General features: G+C 38.1%; 19 protein-coding genes. 11 read left to right on the top strand and 8 right to left on the bottom strand.

Going from position 1 to position 21276, the window contains the following annotated elements:
- The 3 genes from CWC17_RS06880 to CWC17_RS06870 form a co-directional block, all read right to left on the bottom strand.
- Positions 1 to 1260 (bottom strand): Y-family DNA polymerase, encoded by a 1260-nt coding sequence (locus CWC17_RS06880; RefSeq protein WP_138612435.1) that lies wholly within the window; start codon positions 1258 to 1260, stop codon positions 1 to 3.
- Complete coding sequence (locus CWC17_RS06875; RefSeq protein WP_055017071.1) at positions 1248 to 1661, bottom strand: LexA family protein; 414 nt, start codon at positions 1659 to 1661, stop codon at positions 1248 to 1250. The genes CWC17_RS06880 and CWC17_RS06875 overlap by 13 nt, the downstream gene beginning before the upstream one ends.
- Before the next feature lie 81 nt (positions 1662 to 1742).
- A complete protein-coding gene (locus tag CWC17_RS06870; RefSeq protein WP_055013600.1) occupies positions 1743 to 2162 on the bottom strand; it encodes a MarR family winged helix-turn-helix transcriptional regulator in 420 nt (139 codons plus the stop codon).
- A 123-nt stretch (positions 2163 to 2285) separates the two neighbouring features.
- Between CWC17_RS06870 and CWC17_RS06865 the strand changes: the two genes are divergently transcribed.
- The 3 genes from CWC17_RS06865 to CWC17_RS06855 all read left to right on the top strand — a co-directional run bounded on the left by CWC17_RS06865 (position 2286) and on the right by CWC17_RS06855 (position 5438).
- Positions 2286 to 3029 (top strand): siderophore-interacting protein, encoded by a 744-nt coding sequence (locus CWC17_RS06865; protein ID WP_138612434.1) that lies wholly within the window; start codon positions 2286 to 2288, stop codon positions 3027 to 3029.
- A gap of 141 nt (positions 3030 to 3170) precedes the next feature.
- Positions 3171 to 4160 (top strand): LLM class flavin-dependent oxidoreductase, encoded by a 990-nt coding sequence (locus tag CWC17_RS06860; RefSeq protein WP_138540056.1) that lies wholly within the window; start codon positions 3171 to 3173, stop codon positions 4158 to 4160.
- A gap of 282 nt (positions 4161 to 4442) precedes the next feature.
- The gene (locus CWC17_RS06855) at positions 4443 to 5438 is read left to right on the top strand and encodes a patatin-like phospholipase family protein (protein WP_138540057.1); all 996 of its coding nucleotides are present in this window, start codon (positions 4443 to 4445) and stop codon (positions 5436 to 5438) included.
- Between the two features lie 66 nt (positions 5439 to 5504).
- Here the strand turns inward: CWC17_RS06855 and CWC17_RS06850 are convergent, their stop codons facing one another.
- The 3 genes from CWC17_RS06850 to CWC17_RS06840 form a co-directional block, all read right to left on the bottom strand.
- The gene (locus CWC17_RS06850) at positions 5505 to 6362 is read right to left on the bottom strand and encodes a DMT family transporter (RefSeq protein WP_138612433.1); all 858 of its coding nucleotides are present in this window, start codon (positions 6360 to 6362) and stop codon (positions 5505 to 5507) included.
- A gap of 95 nt (positions 6363 to 6457) precedes the next feature.
- On the bottom strand, positions 6458 to 7168 hold the full coding sequence (locus CWC17_RS06845) for an AraC family transcriptional regulator (RefSeq protein WP_138612432.1): 711 nt from the start codon (positions 7166 to 7168) through the stop codon (positions 6458 to 6460).
- A 74-nt stretch (positions 7169 to 7242) separates the two neighbouring features.
- Positions 7243 to 7674, bottom strand: a complete 432-nt coding sequence (locus CWC17_RS06840; RefSeq protein ID WP_004586320.1) for an Lrp/AsnC family transcriptional regulator — start codon at positions 7672 to 7674, stop codon at positions 7243 to 7245.
- 167 nt (positions 7675 to 7841) lie between these two features.
- Between CWC17_RS06840 and ocd the strand changes: the two genes are divergently transcribed.
- From ocd to CWC17_RS06810, 6 genes are all read left to right on the top strand, one after another.
- Positions 7842 to 8924, top strand: coding sequence for an ornithine cyclodeaminase (ocd, locus tag CWC17_RS06835; protein WP_138612431.1), 1083 nt, complete (start codon positions 7842 to 7844; stop codon positions 8922 to 8924).
- Entirely contained in the window at positions 8921 to 9832 is a 912-nt protein-coding gene (ctlX, locus tag CWC17_RS06830; protein WP_138612430.1) for a citrulline utilization hydrolase CtlX, read from the top strand. Before ocd ends, ctlX begins: the two co-directional genes overlap by 4 nt.
- 125 nt (positions 9833 to 9957) lie before the next feature.
- Positions 9958 to 11364, top strand: a complete 1407-nt coding sequence (locus tag CWC17_RS06825) for an alanine/glycine:cation symporter family protein (RefSeq protein WP_138612429.1) — start codon at positions 9958 to 9960, stop codon at positions 11362 to 11364.
- Between the two features lie 139 nt (positions 11365 to 11503).
- Positions 11504 to 12535 carry a patatin-like phospholipase family protein gene (locus CWC17_RS06820; protein WP_138612428.1) on the top strand — a complete coding sequence of 344 codons (1032 nt, stop codon included), beginning with the start codon at positions 11504 to 11506 and terminating at the stop codon, positions 12533 to 12535.
- Positions 12536 to 12561: 26 nt separating this feature from the next.
- Entirely contained in the window at positions 12562 to 13275 is a 714-nt protein-coding gene (locus tag CWC17_RS06815; protein WP_138540063.1) for a hypothetical protein, read from the top strand.
- Between the two features lie 563 nt (positions 13276 to 13838).
- Positions 13839 to 14531: a hypothetical protein gene (locus CWC17_RS06810; RefSeq protein ID WP_138540064.1), complete on the top strand. Its 693-nt coding sequence runs from the start codon at positions 13839 to 13841 to the stop codon at positions 14529 to 14531.
- Between the two features lie 389 nt (positions 14532 to 14920).
- Here CWC17_RS06810 and CWC17_RS06805 read toward each other — a convergent pair whose 3' ends face one another.
- Positions 14921 to 15484 carry a lipid-binding SYLF domain-containing protein gene (locus tag CWC17_RS06805; RefSeq protein ID WP_055019010.1) on the bottom strand — a complete coding sequence of 188 codons (564 nt, stop codon included), beginning with the start codon at positions 15482 to 15484 and terminating at the stop codon, positions 14921 to 14923.
- Positions 15485 to 15621: 137 nt separating this feature from the next.
- Here CWC17_RS06805 and CWC17_RS06800 point away from each other — a divergent pair, with 137 nt between their 5' ends.
- Both CWC17_RS06800 and CWC17_RS06795 read left to right on the top strand, forming a co-directional pair.
- Positions 15622 to 16833: a tyrosine-type recombinase/integrase gene (locus CWC17_RS06800; protein ID WP_055017063.1), complete on the top strand. Its 1212-nt coding sequence runs from the start codon at positions 15622 to 15624 to the stop codon at positions 16831 to 16833.
- On the top strand, positions 16833 to 18032 hold the full coding sequence (locus tag CWC17_RS06795) for a cation:proton antiporter (protein WP_138612427.1): 1200 nt from the start codon (positions 16833 to 16835) through the stop codon (positions 18030 to 18032). Before CWC17_RS06800 ends, CWC17_RS06795 begins: the two co-directional genes overlap by 1 nt.
- Before the next feature lie 146 nt (positions 18033 to 18178).
- Here CWC17_RS06795 and ydiJ read toward each other — a convergent pair whose 3' ends face one another.
- Positions 18179 to 21226 (bottom strand): D-2-hydroxyglutarate dehydrogenase YdiJ, encoded by a 3048-nt coding sequence (gene ydiJ / locus CWC17_RS06790; protein ID WP_138612426.1) that lies wholly within the window; start codon positions 21224 to 21226, stop codon positions 18179 to 18181.
- Between the last annotated feature and the right edge of the window lie 50 nt (positions 21227 to 21276).

Below are 21276 nucleotides of genomic sequence, written 5' to 3'. Positions count from 1 at the left end.
TTACTTGCAATGAATTTGCGGTATATCGTGCCAGCGCGTTGTGTATTGGGGCGATAAATAATCTCTGTTCATATGCCAGCCTTGGTTTAATTTGCTGCTGGCTAGAGTGAGTATGCCTTTTCCGTAGCGGTTGTTTATCGTATCAAGACACTGCATTAATTTAGGGTTATCGGCACTTTGGCTAAATAAATCGTTTTGCTGGTACTGCACCGAGGTAAGCTCTAAAGCACCTACACCACATTTATAAAACCGTACACCTGGCTGGTAAATATGAGTAAATACTTCTGATACAGCATTGGCCATTACGCAGGTATCGTTAGTGGGGGTGGCAAATTTATATATAAACGACTTTTTACAATAGCGGTCTTCGTGTTTGCCCGTGGCGGCAAATATATACAGTTGTTTTGCTAGTGAGCGCTGCCCTCGTAGTTTACTGGCAACTGTAGTTACGTGGTTAATAAGGGCAGTTTTAAGAGCTGTTGGCTCACTGATCCGCTCACCAAAGCTGCGAGTAGAATATATTTCTCGCTTATCTTGGCGTACATCGTCCCATGTTAAGCACGATATACCATTTAGCTCACTTACGGTACGCTCTACCACCACACTAAACGCGCGGCGCATGGTTTTAGGGTTTTGCTGTGCCAGATCCCATGCTGTATGTATGTTCATTATGTTAAGCTTTTTAGCTAGGCGCTTTCCTATCCCCCATACATCGGCGCAGCTCATTCTTTGTAAAATTGCTTGGCGGCTTTGCTCGTTATTTATAACGGCCACTCCATCAAACCCGCTTAGCTTTTTAGCTGCATGGTTAGCGGCTTTAGCAAGCGTAGGTGTTGGGCCAAAACCAACACCCACAGGGAGTTTAGTTTCACGCCACACGGTACGCCTTATTGTATGCCCGTACTCATGCCAGTTTTGTATAAGGGGTGTGTAGCCATTAAAGTGTAAAAACGACTCATCAATACTGTATATATACTGTGTGTCGCAAAAGCGGCCAATTATGTTCATCATTTTGGCGCTTAAATCGGCGTACAGCTCATAGTTACTCGAACGTACAACCACCTTGTGTTGCTCAAGCAGGTGCTTAACTTTAAAATAAGGGCCAAATTTAGGAATGTTTAAGTGCCGAGCAATAGGGCATACCGCACATACGCAGCCATCGTTATTAGTTAAAACCACCACAGGTTTAGAGCGAATAGCAGGGTCGAACACTTTTTCGGCACTGGCATAAAAGGCAACAGCATCGACTAAGGCGTACATTTTAATAACTCAGGGCTTGGGCGGTGCATTCTAATTGATAGTGTAACCACGCCCTCTAACTGAAACTCATCAGCTGGGGTTAGTTGTACCGGCTTATGTAAAGGCGATGCTGAAAGTAACCGCGCATTGGTTTTATCAAGTAACTTACACACAAATAAACCATTTAAGTTGGCAACAATAACATCGCCGTTATCGGCTTGCTCAGCACGGTCTACTACAAGCAAGTCGCCCTCAAAAATCCCCACTTCTTGCATGGAGTTACCCGATGCAATACCAATAAAGGTGGCGTCGGGGTGCTTTATTAATAGCTCATCAAGCGAAACACCAAGCTCGGCGTATTGCGCCGCGGGCGATTCAAACCCACACACACCGGCTTCTATATAAACGGGAATAACAAACATAACACAACCTAAAACGCATACACTGTATAAGTGTACAGTATATGCGTTTTGTGTAAGTTATGCCAAGAAATGAAAGACAGATCACGCCATGTTTTTGATCATTTGTTGCGCGGTATCTAAAAAGTCTTTGATTTGCTGCGGGTTTAAGTTTTTACACATTTGCTCATTTATTTGCTGCTCAGAGGCTAATAACTTATCAAACAGTGTGTTGCCTTGTTCAGTGAGCGATAAAATAAAGCATCGTTTGTCGTGCTCACTGGCTTGCTTATTAATAAGGTTTAAGGCAATGAGATCTTTAATTAACCGGGCAATTTGTGCTTTGTCGCGCTGTGTTTTAGTCACAATGTCGTTAGCGGTACAGTTAGATGTACTGGCAATAATGTGTATACAACGCACGTGCATAGCATTAATACCAAGGTCGCCTGCGTTAATAGCCTCGCGTATTGTTACGCGGTAATTTTGCATCAGCTCAAATAGGGTATTTGATAAAAGCGTGTTCATAAGCTCTCTAATGGTTGATAATATCAATTAGTTTGTTATAGTTGATTTTATCAACCAATGGGGCGTTGTGCAATGCTTGCTTTAAAAAGCAGTTAACTATTTTGTTAAACGAGGTGATTTTAAATGGGTAAACAAGTTCGCAAAGCTACGGTACTAAGTACTGAACAAATAACACCGCATTTACAGCGCATTGTTGTAGGCTCTGATGAGTTTTCGGATTTAACACAAGCGCATATTGGTTGTTATGTAAAAGTGCTTATCCCCCAAAATGGCAAAGTTGATTTTAATTTAAAAACCGCGTGTATGCGCTCTTACACAATAAGAGACATTGATGAGGCAAGCGGTGCAATAACGCTCGACTTTGTAATAAACATGCACCAAGGCCCGGCTACGCAATGGGCCGCAACTGCAAAAGTTGGTGACAACGTAGGCATAGCGGGCCCTGGTCCTAAAAAGCTTGATAATTACCAGCATCCGCATTATGTATTGTTAGGCGATTTAACCTCAGTTAATGCAATAAAGGGCTACATGCAGCAGTTACCCGCCAGCGCAAAAATTGACGCCTTTGTGCATGCCCTTACAGCGCAAGACATAATTAATTTACACACGCAGCGCGATGTTACTTGGTTAATTACAAATACCCCCGAGGCCGATATGCTCAGCGCGCTTAACAATTTAACCAGCACAAATGAGCCACCTATTGTATTTATGGCATTAGAGGCAGGATTGGTACGTAAGGCCAAAGCCTTTCTTACGCAGGAGTGTGATATACCGCGCTGTAATATAGTTTCTTCTGGTTACTGGAAAAAAGGCCTGAACTCAGAGAGTTATAAAAAAGAGCGCCAGCAAAGCCCTGAGCTTGCATAAATACCTTAAAGCAAAGCAGGTAAACGCTATTTTTTCTTTTATCTGTTAGCTAACTTGAATTGAATAAATAGCAGACCCATTTAAGTGTTTTATGCTGATGATGAAGCCCATTGTTAGCATGCATTTTAAGGAGCTGCTATTTTGTTATCTTCCATTCCCTTTTCGTTATTAGAGCTTGCCCCCATGATCAAAGGGGACAGTGTTTCTCATACGCTCAATAAAACCACTAAATACGCTCAGCGCGCCGACCAGCTAGGGTTTAATCGCTTTTGGCTAGCTGAGCATCACAATATGCCCGGTATAATTTGTGCTGCTACTTCAATATTAGTAGGCCATATTGCAGGTAAAACTCAGCGTATACGTGTTGGCTCCGGCGGAATAATGCTGCCGAATCATTCGCCATTAGTTGTGGCTGAGCAGTTTGGCACATTAGAGAGTTTATACCCTGGACGAATAGATTTAGGCCTTGGCCGCGCTCCAGGTAGTGATCCTGTAACCAGCCGTGCACTGAATAATGATATGAGCCGCGCTGAAAACTTCCCAGAGGAGGTAACAGAGCTGCAAACATTACTAGGCCCATATAACGGTACTCACCCTATACGTGCTATACCGGGGGAGGACACAAACGTACCACTTTGGTTATTAGGCTCGAGTTTATTTAGCGCGCAACTGGCCGCTAAAAAAGGGCTACCTTATGTATTTGCAGGGCACTTTGCGCCGCGTTTTGTACATGATGCCATCGCGCTATATAAACGAGAATTTAAAGCCTCAAATGTATTAGATAAACCCTATGTAATGCTTGCTTTACCGCTGGTGGCAGCAGAAACTGACGAAGAAGCGCAATACCTATCTACCACCTCAAAGCAACGGGTGCTTGAACTAATACGTGGTAAAGAGCTGTGGTTAAAACCACCGGTAGAGAGTATGGAAGGTTTATGGAGTGAGCAAGAGCGCGCTCATGTCGAAAACTTTTTAAGCTTAAGCGTTGTTGGCGGGCATGTGAGTATAAAACATAAATTACAAATGATAGCCAAAGAGCTAGAAGTGGATGAGTTTATATTTACAAACGACGTATACGACAGCGAAAAACGCCACCGCGCCCTCGAAATTTTAATGGAAATAAAGCACTAATTTAAAAAGGAGGTGTTTAGTTAAGCAAGCGTACACACAGGCCTTGCTAGTATATAGACATCATTAAAAGTGAATACAAACTTATTAGCTTTAAGTGATGTCTGAACAAACACTTTCGATAATTAAATATACTTAGGGTGCCAAGGACAAGGCCCGTTTAAAATTATGTGTCGTTCTGTTTTATCAATCAAACTGATTTAAACAATCAATTTTAAGACATTGCTTTAGTTTTTTATAATGTAGTTATTAACCAAACATCATTAAATTAAAGGAAGGTACACCGTGAACGCTCTAACAACCGCATCGGCTAATTCAGTTACTCATACAGCGCAGCCAAAAGTTGCACTGATAGCTGAAGGCGGCGGACAACGAGGGATATTCACAGCCGGTGTACTTGATGCGTGGTTAGAGCAAAACTACGACCCTTTTGATTTATTTATTGGCACTTCTGCCGGCTCGCAAAATTTAACTAGCTATTTAGCACGCCAAAAAGGCTATGCAAAACGTTTAATTAGAGGACTTTCGCGTAACAAGCGTTTTTTTCAATTAGGCCGTGGTTTAATGGGTAAACACATTGTTGATTTAGATTGGTACTTTGAAAAAACCACCGAAGTAAACAGAGCTCTTGACTTTAAAACAGCTAAAAACAGTTTAGGTGAGCGAGAGTTGCTCATAACCGCTACAAACACTCGTGACAGAAAAGCTTATTACCTATCGCCAACAGGTGAAGGTAGGCAATGGCGAGATTTACTAAAGGCATCGAGCGCACTCCCTTTTTTGTATAAACAGGGGGTTAAACTAACGCCTTGGTTAGATACAAAAGCCGCAAACGAAGCACATTTAACTCAAGAGCAATCGAGTGAAGATTTTTATGTAGATGGTGGCTTAGCGGCACCACTGCCTGTACGCGAAGCTTATAACCGTGGTGCACGAAAAATTGTAGTAATAAGAACCGTTGATGAGCATTTTCAAGCGCAAACTGCATGGGTTCAAAAGCTTAGAACATTTGCATGTGCATCAGGTTACTGCCCAAAAACACTCGATTACTTGGTTCAACACGAACAAGCATACCTAGACGAGCTGACGTTTATTGCTAATCCGCCTAGTGATGTAGAAATTATACAAATTTTTGCAGATGAAAAGCTGCACAGTAAATTATTAGGCAGCTCAAACGATGATTTACGCTTTGATCATAAGCTAGGTGTAAAAGCAGGCCGCGCTTATTTAAAAAGCCAAAACGCCCGTATAGTTGACTACGCACATAGCTACGCCATGTAGTTGAGTACCCACGCTTAAACTCTACTTAAGTTTAAGCGTGGGTAAAGTGCCTAAGCAAAATTAAAGCTATGCTTTTTTTAAACTTATTGAAGGTTTTTTATTGCTAATAGCTGCACCTAATAAAATAAGCGCCAAAGCAATAAATACTGACCAACTAAAGGGAGCCTGCGAGGCAAGTATTAAAATAAAGGTAGAGAGCACCGGCGTTAAAAAACTCAACGAAGCTAATAGCGAGCGGTTACCAAATTTTAAACCGTGATCCCATAAATAAAATGCACCGCCCACAGGGCCTAATCCCAATAAAATAGCGCCTAGCCATTGTGAAACAGATAAATTTATTACGGTTGTTTCAAAATAAAAATGTGCAAAAAGGGCAAGCACAGCCACAATAAGTGAAAGCCAGCCTATGTCATCTACATGGCTATTAAATCGCGACATTAAATAAGAATAACTCGACCACAATACTGCGCAGCATCCTGCAAAAAAATACCCTAAGTAATATTCACTATTAATAGATAACCCACTGCCATCGGTAATTAAACTAAGCGTGCCTAAAAATCCCAGTAATCCGCCTAATATGGCTTTAAATTTAGCCCCTGGAGTAGCTACAAATACACCTAGCAATAATGGCCAAAGGTACACAATTAAGCTTACCTCGATTAAAGGACCGTACTTTAAAGCCATAAAATAACAAAAGTGAAAACCAAACAAACCAGTAACACCTATTATAATTTGCTTTTTAGAAAGCTTAGGCGGGCTGAATAATGGCTGTTTTGTAGCGACGCGTTTAACTAATAAAATAATAAAAGAGATTGAAAAGCATATAAAAAGTAACTCAAAAGCAGGCAGTGCTTTAGTTAAATTACCCAGTAATGCTAAAAGCCCCCACGAAAATATTGCTAAAAACCCTATGTGTGTTGCCATTAATTACCCTCCGTAAATACTATTTACTGAGTGTACCAATAGGCTGAAGTTTAAATGTGCTAAAAAGATGGTATTGTTGTTTGCTCTGACGCAATTTACTGCTTTGTAAACGCCTTAGGTGGTTGCCCAAAGTATAAATTAAACCGACGGCTAAACGCTGAGGCATCGTTATAGCCAATGCGCTCACCTACTAAAGCGATTGGTAGGTCTGAATGGGTTAATAAGGCGCGCGCATGCTGCATTCGTAACATAGTGATATATTGCAGCGCACTCATGTTGGTGTTTCTTTTAAACACAGTTTTAAATTGTGTAACGCTTAAACAGGCAATATTGGCCAGCTCTTTTAACGTGTAGGGATACGCTAAATTTTGCTTTACCGTGGTTATGACATTATCTATTCGCTTATCAATATTACTGTGGCTACTTTGCTCACAAAGTAGTAAATAAAATAAATCAAAGGTTGAGCTAGTCAGCTTTTCATCATTAACAACAAGTAGTTGCTGCTCTATAAACTGTAAGTAACTTAATAAACGGCTATCTATTGAGATTTTAGGGCATAAAAGGTTTATAAGGTTATCAGGAAGGGCATCTAAATCTGCCACAATAAAGCGCGCGGCTTCATCGGCCGTAAAGGCATGCACTACGTTTTTCTCTATAACGATACAACTGCCCGTACTCACCGTTGTTTTATAGTCATTATTTAACGTTATAAAAATTTCCCCGTGTAGAGGTAACACGAGTTGATGGTAATTGTGCTGGTGGCGTTTTATACCTTGCGAATAATACCGAATAGAAAGCTTGTTCAATCTATAGTCCATTAGCTAATACATAAACCGAGTATTGCATAAAATACATATAGTAAAACATAGCGTTAATAAACCTAAGTGGATGACAATAATATACTGGTTTCGCTATTTAAAATGCCTTCTATTTCGCGTACTTGTCTGAGTACACCATCAAACTCACCTAAATTTGCAGCTTGTATTTCAGCCACTAAGTCCCAAGCGCCATTGGTGGTATGTAACTTAGTAAGCTCTGGAATGCCTCGCATGGTTTTAATAACCTGCGAGGTCGATTTACCCACCACTTCCACCATCATAATGGCTCTTACAGCTTCGGTTTCTATGTGTTCGTGTACACGAACCGTAAAGCCCAATATAGCACCCGATGAAACCAGCCGGTCTAAACGGTTTTGCACTGTCCCGCGCGACACCTTTAAAACATCGGCCAATGCTGAAATAGAAGCGCGGCCATCTTTTCTTAATTCGGCTATTAATGCGTTATCTAATGAGTCGTAAATGTAAGGGGTCATAAAACGCCTTGGATTATGTGTTTATTACAAACTACAAAATTTGTACTTTAATGCATAGCAATTTGCTAAAAAATACTATTATTTGTATAAAATTTTGGCATTTTAAGTAGCATCTCTGGCCTATAAACTTATTTCAAATAATTTATTTAGTCATTAAAGAGGTATTTATGAGTCATTTTATCGCACAGCCTAAACAAGGTGTTCCATTTGTGAGCGTACAGGCAATGGCCAAACTTATAAATAAAATGGGAATAGAAAACGTGTTGCTAGAACTTACTCAAAGGTTAGAGCAAGATTTTGCTCGCTGGCACGAATTTGATAAATCGCCACGTTATGCAGCGCACTCTCCAGATGGTGTAATAGAGCTTATGCCCGTAAGCGATGGCAAAATGTTTAGCTGTAAATATGTAAATGGTCATCCAAAAAACACATTTAAAGCGCTTCAAACAGTGGCCGCATTTGGTATTTTGTCAGATGTTGATAGCGGCTACCCAGTTATGATCAGTGAAATGTGTCTACTAACGGCCCTGCGAACAGCGGCTACATCGGCGCTTGTGGCAAAGTATTTAGCGCCTGAAAACTCAACAACGCTGACATTAATTGGTAATGGTGCACAGTCTGAGTTTCAGGCACTGGCTTTTAAAGCTGTGTTAGGCATTACTCACATTCGCTTATACGACATTAATAAAAACGCCTCACAAAAAGCCTACAACAACTTAAGTGGCTACGGCTTAAATGTCACTCTATGCAATAGCACAGAAGAAGCCGTTCAAGGCGCGCACATTATTACAACCTGCACAGCCGATAAAAAAAATGCCACTATTTTAACCAGCGATATGGTCCCACAGGGTGTGCATTTAAATGCCATTGGTGGCGATTGCCCTGGTAAAACAGAGCTTGATTCACAGTTACTAGAGCGTGCCACTGTGTTTGTAGAGTACGAGCCGCAAACCAGAATAGAAGGCGAAATTCAGCAAATGAGCGAAACCTTTGCCGTAACAGAGTTTCATAAAGTAATTAATAAACAAACACCTGGGCGTATAAGTAACAACGAGCTTACTATTTTTGATGGGGTAGGTTTTGCAAGCGAAGACTTTACCGCACTGGTTTATATTAAAGACGCGCTGGTGGCTGCAGGTGAGTTTGAACTGCTTGATTTAATTACACAACAAGCCGATCCGCGTAATTTATTTTCGGTACTTAATAGTACACAAACAGCAAAAACGCCTAAGCAAGAGCAAGTGGCATGAGTTATATAAAGCAAGCACCCAGCGCTGTGGTGATGGTACGACCGCATCACTTTACATCTAACCCACAAACTATGTTAGACAACACGTTTCAAAGTACCTGCAACTCACAAAATCAGAGTCAGCATGCCTTTGACGAAGTAACCAATGCGGTTAAATTATTGCAAAACGAGGGCGTAACGGTTCATCTTTTTGAAGACGAACATACACACACGCCCGATTCTGTGTTTCCAAATAATTGGTTTTCTACCCATCAAAGTGGCGAGCTAGTTATGTACCCAATGTACGCAGAAAACAGAAGATTAGAATATCGAAAAGATATAATTGATTTTTTGACTGATCACTATAGAGTGTTGCCTGTGACTGATTATTCATTTTTAGCGAAAGAAAATGCATTTTTAGAAGGCACCGGTTCGCTTGTTATTGACCACCCACATAAGTTTGCTTATGCAGTAGAATCTAAGCGCACTACTAAAACTGTGGTTAATACAGTATGCGAGCAATTAAGGCTAAAACCTGTTGTATTTAATGCCTACGATAAGCAAGGTACTGCGGTTTATCATACTAATGTATTAATGTGTGTAGCCACAGAGTTTGCCATGATCAGCCTAGATATGGTACCAAATAGTCAGCACAAACAATTAACTAACCATTTTATACAAAGCCATTTAGAAGTAATAAACTTAACTAATGCGCAAATAAGTAGCTTTTGTGGCAACGCAATAGAGTTACAAGGTACAAATGGTCGTATTTTAGCACTCTCACAAACGGCGTTTAATGCACTTACAACCGAGCAAAAAGCAGCAATACAAAAAACAGCTAAACTTGTTCCGTTACCTATACCAACCATAGAGTCGGCGGGAGGTTCGGTTAGATGCATGATTGCAGGCATTCATCTGCAAAGTAAATAACCTACCACTAAGTCAACATACTAAGGCAGCATAGCTGCCTTACTCTATGGCTAATATGCATAATTAAATGCCATTTACTCAACCACTTGCTGAGTAAAACATAATAAATACAAAAGGATTAGCCCATGTTTGATACCCTAGTAAAAAGTGTAAATGGCCTATTATGGGGAGAAGGCCAAATACTGATCTACATACTACTGTTTGCAGGTATTTGGTTTTCGGTACGTTTAAAAGCAATTCAAATAGTAAAATTTAAACACATGTTTAGCCTGTTAAAAGGCAGTAGCAAGTGTAAAAAAGACGATATTTCATCATTTCAGGCATTGTGTACTGGCCTGTGTGCCCGGGTAGGTACAGGTAATTTAGCTGGGGTAGCTGTTGCTATTTCACTAGGCGGAAGCGGCGCTATATTTTGGATGTGGGTTATAGCCATACTTGGCATGGCAACCGGCTTTGCCGAAAGTGTATTAGGGCAGGTGTATAAAGTACGCGATAGTAGTGGCGAATTTAGAGGCGGCCCCGCTTATTATATTCAACAAGGTTTAGGCAGCCGTGCCTTTGCTATTGTGTTTGCCGCATGTTTATTTTTAGGTTATGGCTTTACATTTAGTGCAATGCAAACTAATACCATAACAGATGCACTAAACTATGCATTTGAAGTACCCACCTTTTATTCAGGCTTAGTAATTACGGTATTAGCAGGCTCGATTATACTTGGCGGCTTTAAAGCAATAGCCCGCTTTGCAGAGCGAGTAGTACCATTTATGGGCATATTATTTGTAGCAGCTGCCGTAATTATAACGCTTATAAATTTACCGCAAGTACCAGCCATGCTTAAAGATGTGTTTTTATCGGCCTTTGGTTTACAAGAGGCTGGCGCAGGCGCAATGGGCGCTGCCATTAAAAATGGTATACAACGCGGATTATATTCTAACGAAGCTGGTGCGGGTAGTGTGCCCCATGCCGCAGCAAGTGCAAGCCCTATCCCTAATCACCCAGTAACACAAGGCTACATACAAATGCTTGGCGTGTTTTTCGACACCATTGTACTTTGTAGCTGTACTGCTGTTGTTATTTTGTTAGCCGATGTAGATATAAGCGGCGAAATGGAAGGTATACGTTTAACGCAAAGCGCTATGACTGCGCATTTAGCACAAGGCGGCGTATATTTTGTTGCTGCAGCCATAACCTTATTTGCCTTTACTTCGGTAGTGGCCAACTACGCTTACGCCGAAAGTAACCTGCATTTATTTAAGCTCGATAACAAAGTAGGGCGCACAATTTATACATTACTTTATTTATCAATGATGCTGTGGGGCGCATCAGCGTCATTAAAAGAAGTCTGGGATTTAGCCGATATAGCATTAGGGTTAATGACAGTGGTTAACGTAATCGCTATTATATTGCTCACGCCAACTATTTTGTCTGTTAATCGCGACTACAACACACAAAGAGAAAAAGGCATAGAGCCTGAATTTAAAGTAAAAGACGTAAAAGTACAGGGTAAATGCGAAAGTGGCATTTGGGATTGATTCCCGTATTTTAAGCAATTTTAACGATAAAAAGCGGTTTTATGGCAACATAAAATCGCTTTTTAATTTTGCATAATTATTCAAAATTAGGTTTTGTAAATAGCACAAAAATATAAAAACAATAAGGTAAACTGATTTAATGATCGACATTCATGCAGGGAAAACAGCAGCAAAAATTATTAACGAGCAGGGCTTTAAACCGGAATTATTTACCTCTTTTTTAGGGGCAAGTGGCGGGCCAAAATGGTTTACCTTATTCGGGTTAGACAAATATATTTTTGGTGAATTTTTTAAAAACCGCACCCAACCACTTAACTTAATTGGTTCATCTGCTGGGGCATTTCGATCTGCTTGTTTTGCACAAAACGACCCCGTTGCTGCCATTGAGCGTTTAGCAAAATCGTATTCGCAAACACGCTATTCTAGTAATAAACCAACATCCGCTGAAATTACACTAAAAGCCCGCGCATTATTAGATGATGTATTTGGGGAGCACGGCGTAACCGAAATTTTAAATAACCCTATTTTTAAAGCGCATTTTATAGTGGCTAAGTCAAATGGGTTTATTGCCAGCGAAAACAAATTAATTCAGCTTTTAGGTTTATCAAAAAGTTATATGCTCAATCGTGTAAACCGAAAATTATTAGGTTCGCAGTACGAGCGATTTATTTTTGGCACACCAAACAGTAATTTATCAATAACCGATAGTTACAATTTTAAAACCCAAAACATAGCACTTAGCCAAACAAATTTAAAAGATGCCTTACTTGCATCCGGCTCTATACCCCTTGTTATGCAAGGCATAAAAAATATTGCAGGCTCGCCACAAGGTATGTATCGCGATGGCGGAATAATTGACTACCACTTTGATTTAAAAATTAATAACCCAGGCTTAATTTTATATCCGCATTTTAATAGCGAGCCAAAAGCAGGGTGGTTCGATAAAAATTTAAAACGTAAAGTAGCACCACAAAATTACGATAACGTGGTGATGGTTACTCCATCAAAAGAATTTATAGCCGGTTTACCTTACGGAAAAATTCCAGATAGAAACGACTTTACTAATCTCGATGCAGACACACGCATAAAATATTGGAATACCGTGTTTAGAGAAACTGAAAAGTTGGCTGAGGCGTTTGATAATTTATATATGATTAAAAATAAAATATAAATAACAGCATATTAAGGATTAATAAAATGAAAGATTTCAAGGGAAATTTAAGCACCATCTATTGCTATGTATTATTAACTATTGTATTTGCTATTACATTTATTGTAATGATTGGATTAGTACAATTAATATTTACTGGGACTGCTAATATGGAAACAGTTGCTTCATTAATATCATCTTTTAGCAATTTTATCGTAAGTATTTGTAGCATCTTGTTAGTTTGTTATGCTGTGAAAACATATAAAAAATGGAAAGTTGATAAAACAATCAATGAATATAAGCAGCTTATATCTCTTACATTCTGTATTTACCATACAGCAAGGCAAATTTATAATTCATTAAATATATACCAAGGTAATAGTGATAAAATTATACATGAGTATGAAAAATGCAGTAGAGATGAACTAAAAGGGTTTATGGTTAGAGAGTTTAATGAAATTCAAAAGTCATACTGTAAATTATCAGAAATCATAGATGTTTTAGGTGCGATTCATTCTATAGAACAGGAAGAAGAACTTATTCGGCTAAGAGTATATGCTGCTAATATCATGCTTAAAATACAAAAAGACATCTCAAAGCCTGAAAAAACAATGAAGGAATTTAAAGAAACAGATAAAAATAAAGTCTTTATAGATGAAATTTTAAAAATAAAAATTTTTAACATAAATAGTAAAGAAGATTTTTCATTATCAGATTTTAAAAATTCTATTGATCTAAACGTAAGACATCTTTTAAAGTAGTATTGGTAGATTTAAGAGATACTTAATTTAACAACCCATAAATTACGGTACGTAATATTAACGAAAAGGGCAAAAAGCCCTTTTTTATTATCAAGTTATCATCACTGTCACTATTGACAGCTTGGCATTGCCAACCATTTAATTTGAAGATATAGGCAATAATCTCTTATTTTTAATCTATTAATTTCTGTTGGATTTTTACGATATTCGTTTAGAAAAAACTTACAAACTTTGTCGTCACATTTAATTATTGCTTAGTCGGCGGTTTGAATGAAGGCTTATAAGTAGAAATCTGAACATTCTTATTCTGTGAAACTTGGCTAAAGGTTTTAGATGTAATATCTGAAACCAGTTTAAGTTGATATATTGTACATGCTTGGTTTACAAGCCAGTTAGTAAGGCCTGATAATGCTAAGAAAACATATAATTTTAAATAGCCTAATCACATAACTAGTCGTAAAAGCTTTATGATATAAGAATGCATTAAAATCAAAAAGAATATATTGAACTTAAAGATATGTTCTAAAAATTAAGAAATCAATAAAAATCAAATAAGGAAGTTTATGCAAAAATATATTTATTACATGGTTAAAATCTTTGATAAAAGTGAATACGCAGAATCATTTCTAGATGGTAATTTACACTGCAAAAAGCTCTCTTTTTTTAGAAATTTTGATGATGAAACAGAAGGAAATAGAGGTGATAAACATGAAGGTATTATCAACTGGCATAAAACTGAAGATGTAATTATTGAAATAAATGGAATGATTATCAAAGATGTTATTGGAAATGTGGGTATAAAACTGAATAGTCACGACAATATAAATATATTTTGTATTTACGCGTCATACAGTAATGAAGAAATTGTTATTACAGAAGAAACTATTCCTAAATTACTGGAAGAGCTAAAAATTTCTAATAGCTGCTTTGGTCTAGGTAATGAAGCTGTCATTATTACTAATGTAGAAGAATTTGTTAATCGAGTCTGCAATGCTTCTAAAGGTCAAAAAATAGACTTGAAAGCTGAGCTAATTGAATACTACGATCCTGATATGTTCTCAGGAAAGTTTGATGAAGATGAAGCGATATTCAAAAAAAGAATAGAATATTCACATCAAAAAGAATATCGCTTCGCTTTTTATCCTAGAGAAATTACAAATGACGCAATGAATTTAAACATTGGCTCTATTAGGGATATAGCACTTAAAATTGCCCCTAATGAAGTAAACAGTACTATGAAAATCGAAATTGAATAAATCATATTGCCCATTTCCTTACTTAACTGATATATCAGCAATTATGTCTAAAAGTGGGCTTTGTAGGTCAGATAAATATTCATCTTGTGTTTTATTTTGCTCCTTAAGTATTTTGTACATATTTTCAGATTTCCTTGCCGACCATTTATATCGGTGAACTAGTTGTACATCGGATGGTTTAACTTTGCCCCATGGTGTAGTCATTGTGTGGTCGTGATAGGAAATTCTACAATCTGCCAACGGGCCAGTTGGAGGAGATAGGCTAAGTGACTTATTAAAGTTAGCAAATAAATAATAGCTCATAAGTTATGTTATGTTAAATTAATTAATTAATAAGAAAGCGAGCGTGATTATACAAACCAGCCCGCTTTTAGGAGAGTAATTAGGTGTTAATTTAGCTCAGAATCTACCCAAAATTTAGTGCCTTTTAGTACAGCTTGTAGTGCAAGGCCATTTTCGGTTAAAGAATATACGGTAACTTGGTCGGCAATCGCTTCTGCAACCAGTGCACCACCTTTATCTTCGTATTTTGCTGCTGCATCTGCGTTTCCGCCAAAGGCCCAACCGTGTTCAATAAATCTATTTACTGCCGCTTGGTTATGAAAAACCATAACCACATTAAAGTCTTTAACACCTAAACCAAGCCCTAAACCGGCTTCACCCATATTCATGTAGGTAGATTTACCCGTTAAGTTATTTTTTACTACACCGTACCCGCCACCAAAACTGGCTAAAACTACATTGACGTTTGCGTTATCAAATACGGCGTAACCAGCAGAATTGGCGATTTGTTTTTTAACATCGGGCTTTTGTGCGTATAATTTGTCGAGGGTATTGTTTTTCATGCTTTGTACTAAAGCGCGTTTTTCGCTAGGTGAAGCACTGCCGGTCGTAGCACAACCTGTTAGTAATACACTTATTGTAAGTAGGCCTAACACGATAAATTTTTTCATAAAACTTTCCTTAATACGATTCATACCAATCCACAACAATGTTTAAATAAATCCACTTTCACTATGTCCAATACTAGACAGTATCGGACTTTAACGTTAAGCTGTAAGTCTATTATTTTATTGAATATTTATACATTATGCTTGTTGCTTTAGTTGATACGTTAAAACAATTAAGATATCAAATTGCTCATCTTGACGATGGTACTCTAAATTCAGAATACCCAGAACTTGCATCCTTTATACAGCAAGTTGGCTTGACTGTAACTGAATCAAAGGACGATCTAAAATTTTTATACCAATTCTTATATGTATACGGCCGAAAATCTGAAGCGACATTTAATCGTTTTCGTAATGAGCTTGAACGATTTTATTTGTGGTCTTGGTTAATTGCCCAAAAATCAGTGTTCGATTTAAAACGCGAAGACATTGAAGCGTATGTTGATTTTATGGCTGAGCCAGATAAAAAATGGGCATCAACTTCGGTGCAATGGCGTTACAAAGATGAGCAAGGTATTCGTCGATTAAACCAAAATTGGCGCCCTTTTATATTAAAAGAGTCAATTGCGAGTCAGCAAACATTAGCGGCTATGTTTACTGCGCTAAATGTATTTTATAAGTTTTCTATTTTAGAAGAAAAAACGTTTGCGAACTTTATTCCTGTAGTAAAAAAAAATAGTCCCTATTTGGTTGTTCAATCTCAAATTCAGATCCCAGACACTTTAAGTGACATACAATGGGAGTATGTATTTGGCGTAACACGTGATTTATGTGAAAAAAAACCAGAGCTTGAACGTAACCTATTTACGCTTGCGTGCTTAAAAGGGCTATATTTACGTATATCAGAATTATCAGAGCGCCCGCAGTGGTCGCCGGTTATGTCACATTTCTGGCAAGATAATGACGGTTTTTGGTTTTTACGAATTATGGGCAAAGGTAATAAGCTACGAGATGTTACGTTAAGTGATGATTTTGTTGAGTATTTAAAGCGTTATAGATTATACAGAGGGTTACCCGCCCTTCCACGCGTTGATGAATCTGAACCATTGGTGCATAAAATTCGTGGTCAAGGAGGGATGACCGTTAGGCAAATTAGGCGTTTAGTACAACAAAGTTTTGATTTAGCACAGCAATCTTTACTTGATGATGGGTTTAAAGATGATGCAGAACAACTTGAAGCAGCCACTGCCCATTGGCTTCGTCACACGGGCGCAACACATGATGCGCAAACACGACCGCTAAAACATTTATCGGAAGATTTAGGCCATTCAAAAATTGCCACAACCGATCAAATTTACATTCAAACAAATATTAAAGAGCGAGCAAAATCTGGCGTTAAAAGGAAAATTTAATGGAATACTTAGTAATAGCATTTATTGGTTTTTTATTTTTAGTTTATTCAATTTCAATTAGACAACTAGAGCGCACAGAAATAACAGGGCCTATGTTTTTTGTTATTGGCGGCATGTTTTTGGCGTTTTTACTTCCTAATGAAGGCGAAAAATTAAAAACAGGAATAGATTATTTATTACCACTGATAGAGCTAACGCTAAGTATATTTTTATTTTCTGATGCGGCTAAATCTAAGTTAGGTGTATTGAGGCATAGTTTTCAATACCCTAGCCTATTATTATTCGTTGCCCTACCCTTAACTTTATTATGTGGAATTGGTGTTAGCTTATTTTTATTTGCAGAGTTGTCGTTAATTCAATCAGCACTACTGGCAATTATTCTTACGCCAACCGATGCAGCTTTGAGTAAAGGGTTATTGCAAAGTACACAAGTTCCCGAAAAAATTAGGGAAGGTATAAATACCGAAAGCGGATTAAACGATGGCTTATGTGTACCAGTATTTTTAATTTTTATTTTACTCGCAAAAAATCCTGACTCTGCTATTACTGCTTCACATACCTTAGGTGTGTTTTCAAGAGAGCTTGGCTTAGCATTGTTGATTGCTAGTTTTTCTATTGCGGTATTTATACCGGCACTAAATTTTGCAATGCAGCGCCATTACTTTGCTAAAAACACTAGCCCATTTTTATTGCTTGGGTATGCGATGGCTGTGTTTTCTATTACACAATATTTTCATGGCAGCGGATTTATAGCTGTATTTGTAGCGGGTTTGTTATTTGATAAATTTTCTAAAACCGATATACGCGCTGAGCTAATAGAAGATTCTGAGCACATTGCTGATTTTACTTCGTTAATGATTTGGTGTTTATTTGGATTTGTTTGTGCGTATTTAGTAATACCAAAATTAAATACAAACATAATTGTGTATGCCCTACTAAGCACTACATTAATTAGAATAATACCAGTTATGTTATCGTTACAATTTACAGCACTTAATTGGAAAGAACGTTTTACTTTTGCGTGGTTTGGTCCGCGAGGTTTAGCATCTATCGTTTTTACTTTGATGGTAATAGACACGCAAATAGAAAATAAATACGATATTGCCACTATTGCAATGACGACTATTTTATTTAGCGTGTTTATACATGGTATAAGTACAAAGCCAATTGCAGATAGCTTCGTTAAAAAATCTAAATAGCGTTTATAAAAATTAGCGAATTTATTGCTTTGGTATAAACACGTTTTTTAGCTTTAAAATAAATCACTTAACTAAGCGAATTGGTATTAATAAAAAAGGCGTAACTTATTATTTTTAAGTTACGCCTTTTTTATTTTTAACTTTTACTAGCTAAGTACCTGAGCGAGCAACTCTATTGGGTGCTTTGGTTTAAATTGCTCAAAACGTTTTACTTGGCTGCGACACGAAAAACCGGTAGATAAAAGTTGCTCTGGTTTATTTTTATCTACTATTGGTTTCCAACTCATTTCGTACAGTGCACGGGAATTTTCTTGGTTTTGTGCTTCATGGCCATAAGTACCGGCCATACCACAACACCCGGTATTGGTTGTATTTAGGGTTAAACCAATATCAGTAAAAATTGTTTTCCATACGCTTGCCGCTTTTGGTAAAGCGGTTGTTTCTGTACAGTGGCTCAGTAATGTAAATTCAGTATCGGTTTTTTGTTTAGCCGATAGAGATTTAAACGATTGAGTTTGTAACCATTCATGGGCAAGTTGTACATGAAACTCGCCGCGATTATTTTCTAAAATGGTATTGTATTCATCGCGATAACACATAACTAACGATGCATCTAAACCAACCAAAGGCGAATTAATATCAGCAAGTTTATTTAAAAACTCTGCGGCATTTTTTGCGGTTACTTTAAACTCATGCAAAAACCCTTTTACATGTTGGGCTTTACCATTAGGTTTAAACGGTAATAGCATCGGCTTTTTACCCAGCGCGATGATAAGTGTTATAAAACTTTGCACTAACTCGGCTTCATAAAAGCTGGTAAACGGGTCTTGCACTATTAGCACATAGTCATTTTGTTCTTCACTTGAAAGTGAGTTTAATAACTCAAAATCAAATTTATGTGCTTTTGCTACGCGTTTTTCAAGTGAAGGCACACTTAATTGAGGGGTATCGACATACCCTACTGTTTTTTTAATTAAACTACTTACTAAGTTTGTTTTAACAATTGGGTTGATCACGCGTGCAAATTTAGACATTACAGGCGCCGAACTTTCAATGTTAGCGACTAAATAATCTTTAAGTGGGCGCGCGTAATAACTGTGATAATAATTTAAAAAGCGTGCTCTAAAAGTAGGTACATCGACTTTAATTGGGCAAGATGTTGTACACGCTTTACACGCTAAACACTCATCCATTGACTCTTTTACTTCGTGAGAAAAATCGTAGACACCTTTGTTTTTTTCACGGCTATGAACAAAACGCTCCCACCAGGTAATAACTTCGCCTTTGTTAAGCTCTTTTTCTACTTCGAGCAAATCTACATTTTTAGACTCTTGAAGTCGTAACCATTCTCGCATTAATGTTGCGCGGCCTTTTGGCGAATGCCTGCGATCGCCGGTTACTTTATATGAAGGACACATGGGTGAATTTTCGTCGTAGTTAAAACAAATCCCGTTACCATTACAGGTCATTGCATTGTTAAAACTTGTTTTTACATCGATAGAAATTTGCTTATCGAAGTACGAACGCTTTTGCCCATCTACACTAACTAGTGAGTCTTCACTTTCTATGGGCGTACATATTTTGCCAGGGTTTATTCTATTATTTGGGTCGAACGCGGTTTTTATTTTACGAAGTTGTTTAAATAAATGCTCACCAAAAAACTCAGGGCCGTATTCACTTCGGTAACCTTTACCATGTTCGCCCCACATTAAGCCGCCGTATTTAGCGGTGAGTTTTACAACTTCGTCCGAAATTGTACGCAGTAGTTTTTCTTGTTCTGGGTCGCACATATCTAGCGCCGGGCGTACATGTAAAACACCCGCATCAACATGGCCGAACATACCGTATTGTAAATTATGACTATCGAGTAATGCTCTAAATTCTACAATGTAGTCGGCTAAGTTTTCTGGCGGTACAGCGGTATCCTCAGCAAAGGCCAATGGCTTTTGGCTGCCTTTAACATTACCGAGTAAGCCAACAGATTTTTTACGCATTGCATAAATCTTTAAAATGTCACTTTTACTGCTGGTTAATTGATAGCCAATAACACCATTGGTTTGATTTGCTACGCACTCGTCTAATAATGCACAAAGTGTGTTTACTTTGTCTTTTATATCTTCAGGTGATACTGCATTAAACTCAACCATGTTGAGTCCTTGCATATCTTTATTTGGTACATCGGTTATTAAGTCCGATACTGAATGCCAAATAATATCCTCGCGAGCCAGGTTTAATACTTTGCTATCGACTGTTTCTACCGATGTTGCACGTGCATCAACTAAAAAGGGAGAGTGGCGAAGTGCCGAATCAAAACTGTCGTATTTAATATTTATCAGTGTTTTAAATTCGGCTATGGGCGTTAGGTTTAATTTAGCTTCAGTCACTATACCTAGTGAGCCTTCTGATCCAGTAATTAGCCTACTCATATCAAAAGTTTGTAAGTCATCACTTAGTACATGCTCAAGGTCGTAGCCGGTTAAAAAGCGATTTAAGCGTGGAAATTTTTCTAAAATAGCTTGGCGCTCATTTAAAGAAATTTCCAATACTGTTTTGTAAAGGCTACCGATTAATGATTCTTGTTCGGCTATTACTTTAGCTTTTTCAATGTCTATGGGTGATGTCACCATTGGGCTACCATCGACTAAATAGGTAGTAAGTCCTAAAACATGGTCGCTGGTTTTACCGTACACTAATGAACCTTGACCCGATGCATCGGTACTGATCATTCCGCCAATGGTTGCTCTATTACTGGTTGATAAGTCGGGTGAGAAGAAAAAGCCGTAAGGTCTTAAAAAGTCGTTTAATTGATCTTTAATTACACCTGTTTGTACTCTAACCCAACCTTCTTCAACGTTAATTTCGAGTATTTCGCGCATGTAGCGAGACAAATCAACCACTATTCCTGGTGTGAGTGATTGCCCATTAGTACCTGTACCACCACCACGAGGGCCAAAAGTAAGCGACAAAAATGGGTCGCGAGATGCGGTTTGCAATGCCAGTTGAATGTCTTTTTCGGTTTTAGGAAAAATAACACCTTGTGGAATTTGCTGATAAATACTGTTATCGGTAGAGGCGGTTAAACGTGTTGCATAGCTTGCATCGGTGTCTCCACTAAACCCCTGATTATTAAGTGTACTTAAGTAGTTTGCGACAAGGTCGGTCGCTGCATCTTGCTGTGTAATTGTTGCTATCATGACGGCGATAATTTAAGGCATTTGTGTAATTATATCATGGTGATGGCTAA

Origin of the sequence: Pseudoalteromonas sp. S3785, from assembly GCF_005887365.1 — a bacterium.
Classification (GTDB): domain Bacteria; phylum Pseudomonadota; class Gammaproteobacteria; order Enterobacterales; family Alteromonadaceae; genus Pseudoalteromonas.
The sequence above is the reverse complement of the archived record's forward strand: the minus strand, read 5'-3'. Positions and strand labels throughout refer to the sequence as shown.

What these genes read in the sequence shown, in the direction of transcription:
- CWC17_RS06880 (WP_138612435.1), bottom strand. Translation starts at nt 1,260, where the DNA reads ATGTACGCCTTAGTCGATGCTGTTGCCTTTTATGCCAGTGCCGAAAAA.
- CWC17_RS06875 (WP_055017071.1), bottom strand. Translation starts at nt 1,661, where the DNA reads ATGTTTGTTATTCCCGTTTATATAGAAGCCGGTGTGTGTGGGTTTGAA.
- CWC17_RS06870 (WP_055013600.1), bottom strand. Translation starts at nt 2,162, where the DNA reads ATGAACACGCTTTTATCAAATACCCTATTTGAGCTGATGCAAAATTAC.
- CWC17_RS06865 (WP_138612434.1), top strand. Translation starts at nt 2,286, where the DNA reads ATGGGTAAACAAGTTCGCAAAGCTACGGTACTAAGTACTGAACAAATA.
- CWC17_RS06850 (WP_138612433.1), bottom strand. Translation starts at nt 6,362, where the DNA reads ATGGCAACACACATAGGGTTTTTAGCAATATTTTCGTGGGGGCTTTTA.
- CWC17_RS06840 (WP_004586320.1), bottom strand. Translation starts at nt 7,674, where the DNA reads ATGACCCCTTACATTTACGACTCATTAGATAACGCATTAATAGCCGAA.
- ocd (WP_138612431.1), top strand. Translation starts at nt 7,842, where the DNA reads ATGAGTCATTTTATCGCACAGCCTAAACAAGGTGTTCCATTTGTGAGC.
- ctlX (WP_138612430.1), top strand. Translation starts at nt 8,921, where the DNA reads ATGAGTTATATAAAGCAAGCACCCAGCGCTGTGGTGATGGTACGACCG.
- CWC17_RS06825 (WP_138612429.1), top strand. Translation starts at nt 9,958, where the DNA reads ATGTTTGATACCCTAGTAAAAAGTGTAAATGGCCTATTATGGGGAGAA.
- CWC17_RS06820 (WP_138612428.1), top strand. Translation starts at nt 11,504, where the DNA reads ATGATCGACATTCATGCAGGGAAAACAGCAGCAAAAATTATTAACGAG.
- CWC17_RS06815 (WP_138540063.1), top strand. Translation starts at nt 12,562, where the DNA reads ATGAAAGATTTCAAGGGAAATTTAAGCACCATCTATTGCTATGTATTA.
- CWC17_RS06810 (WP_138540064.1), top strand. Translation starts at nt 13,839, where the DNA reads ATGCAAAAATATATTTATTACATGGTTAAAATCTTTGATAAAAGTGAA.
- CWC17_RS06805 (WP_055019010.1), bottom strand. Translation starts at nt 15,484, where the DNA reads ATGAAAAAATTTATCGTGTTAGGCCTACTTACAATAAGTGTATTACTA.
- CWC17_RS06800 (WP_055017063.1), top strand. Translation starts at nt 15,622, where the DNA reads ATGCTTGTTGCTTTAGTTGATACGTTAAAACAATTAAGATATCAAATT.
- CWC17_RS06795 (WP_138612427.1), top strand. Translation starts at nt 16,833, where the DNA reads ATGGAATACTTAGTAATAGCATTTATTGGTTTTTTATTTTTAGTTTAT.
- ydiJ (WP_138612426.1), bottom strand. Translation starts at nt 21,226, where the DNA reads ATGATAGCAACAATTACACAGCAAGATGCAGCGACCGACCTTGTCGCA.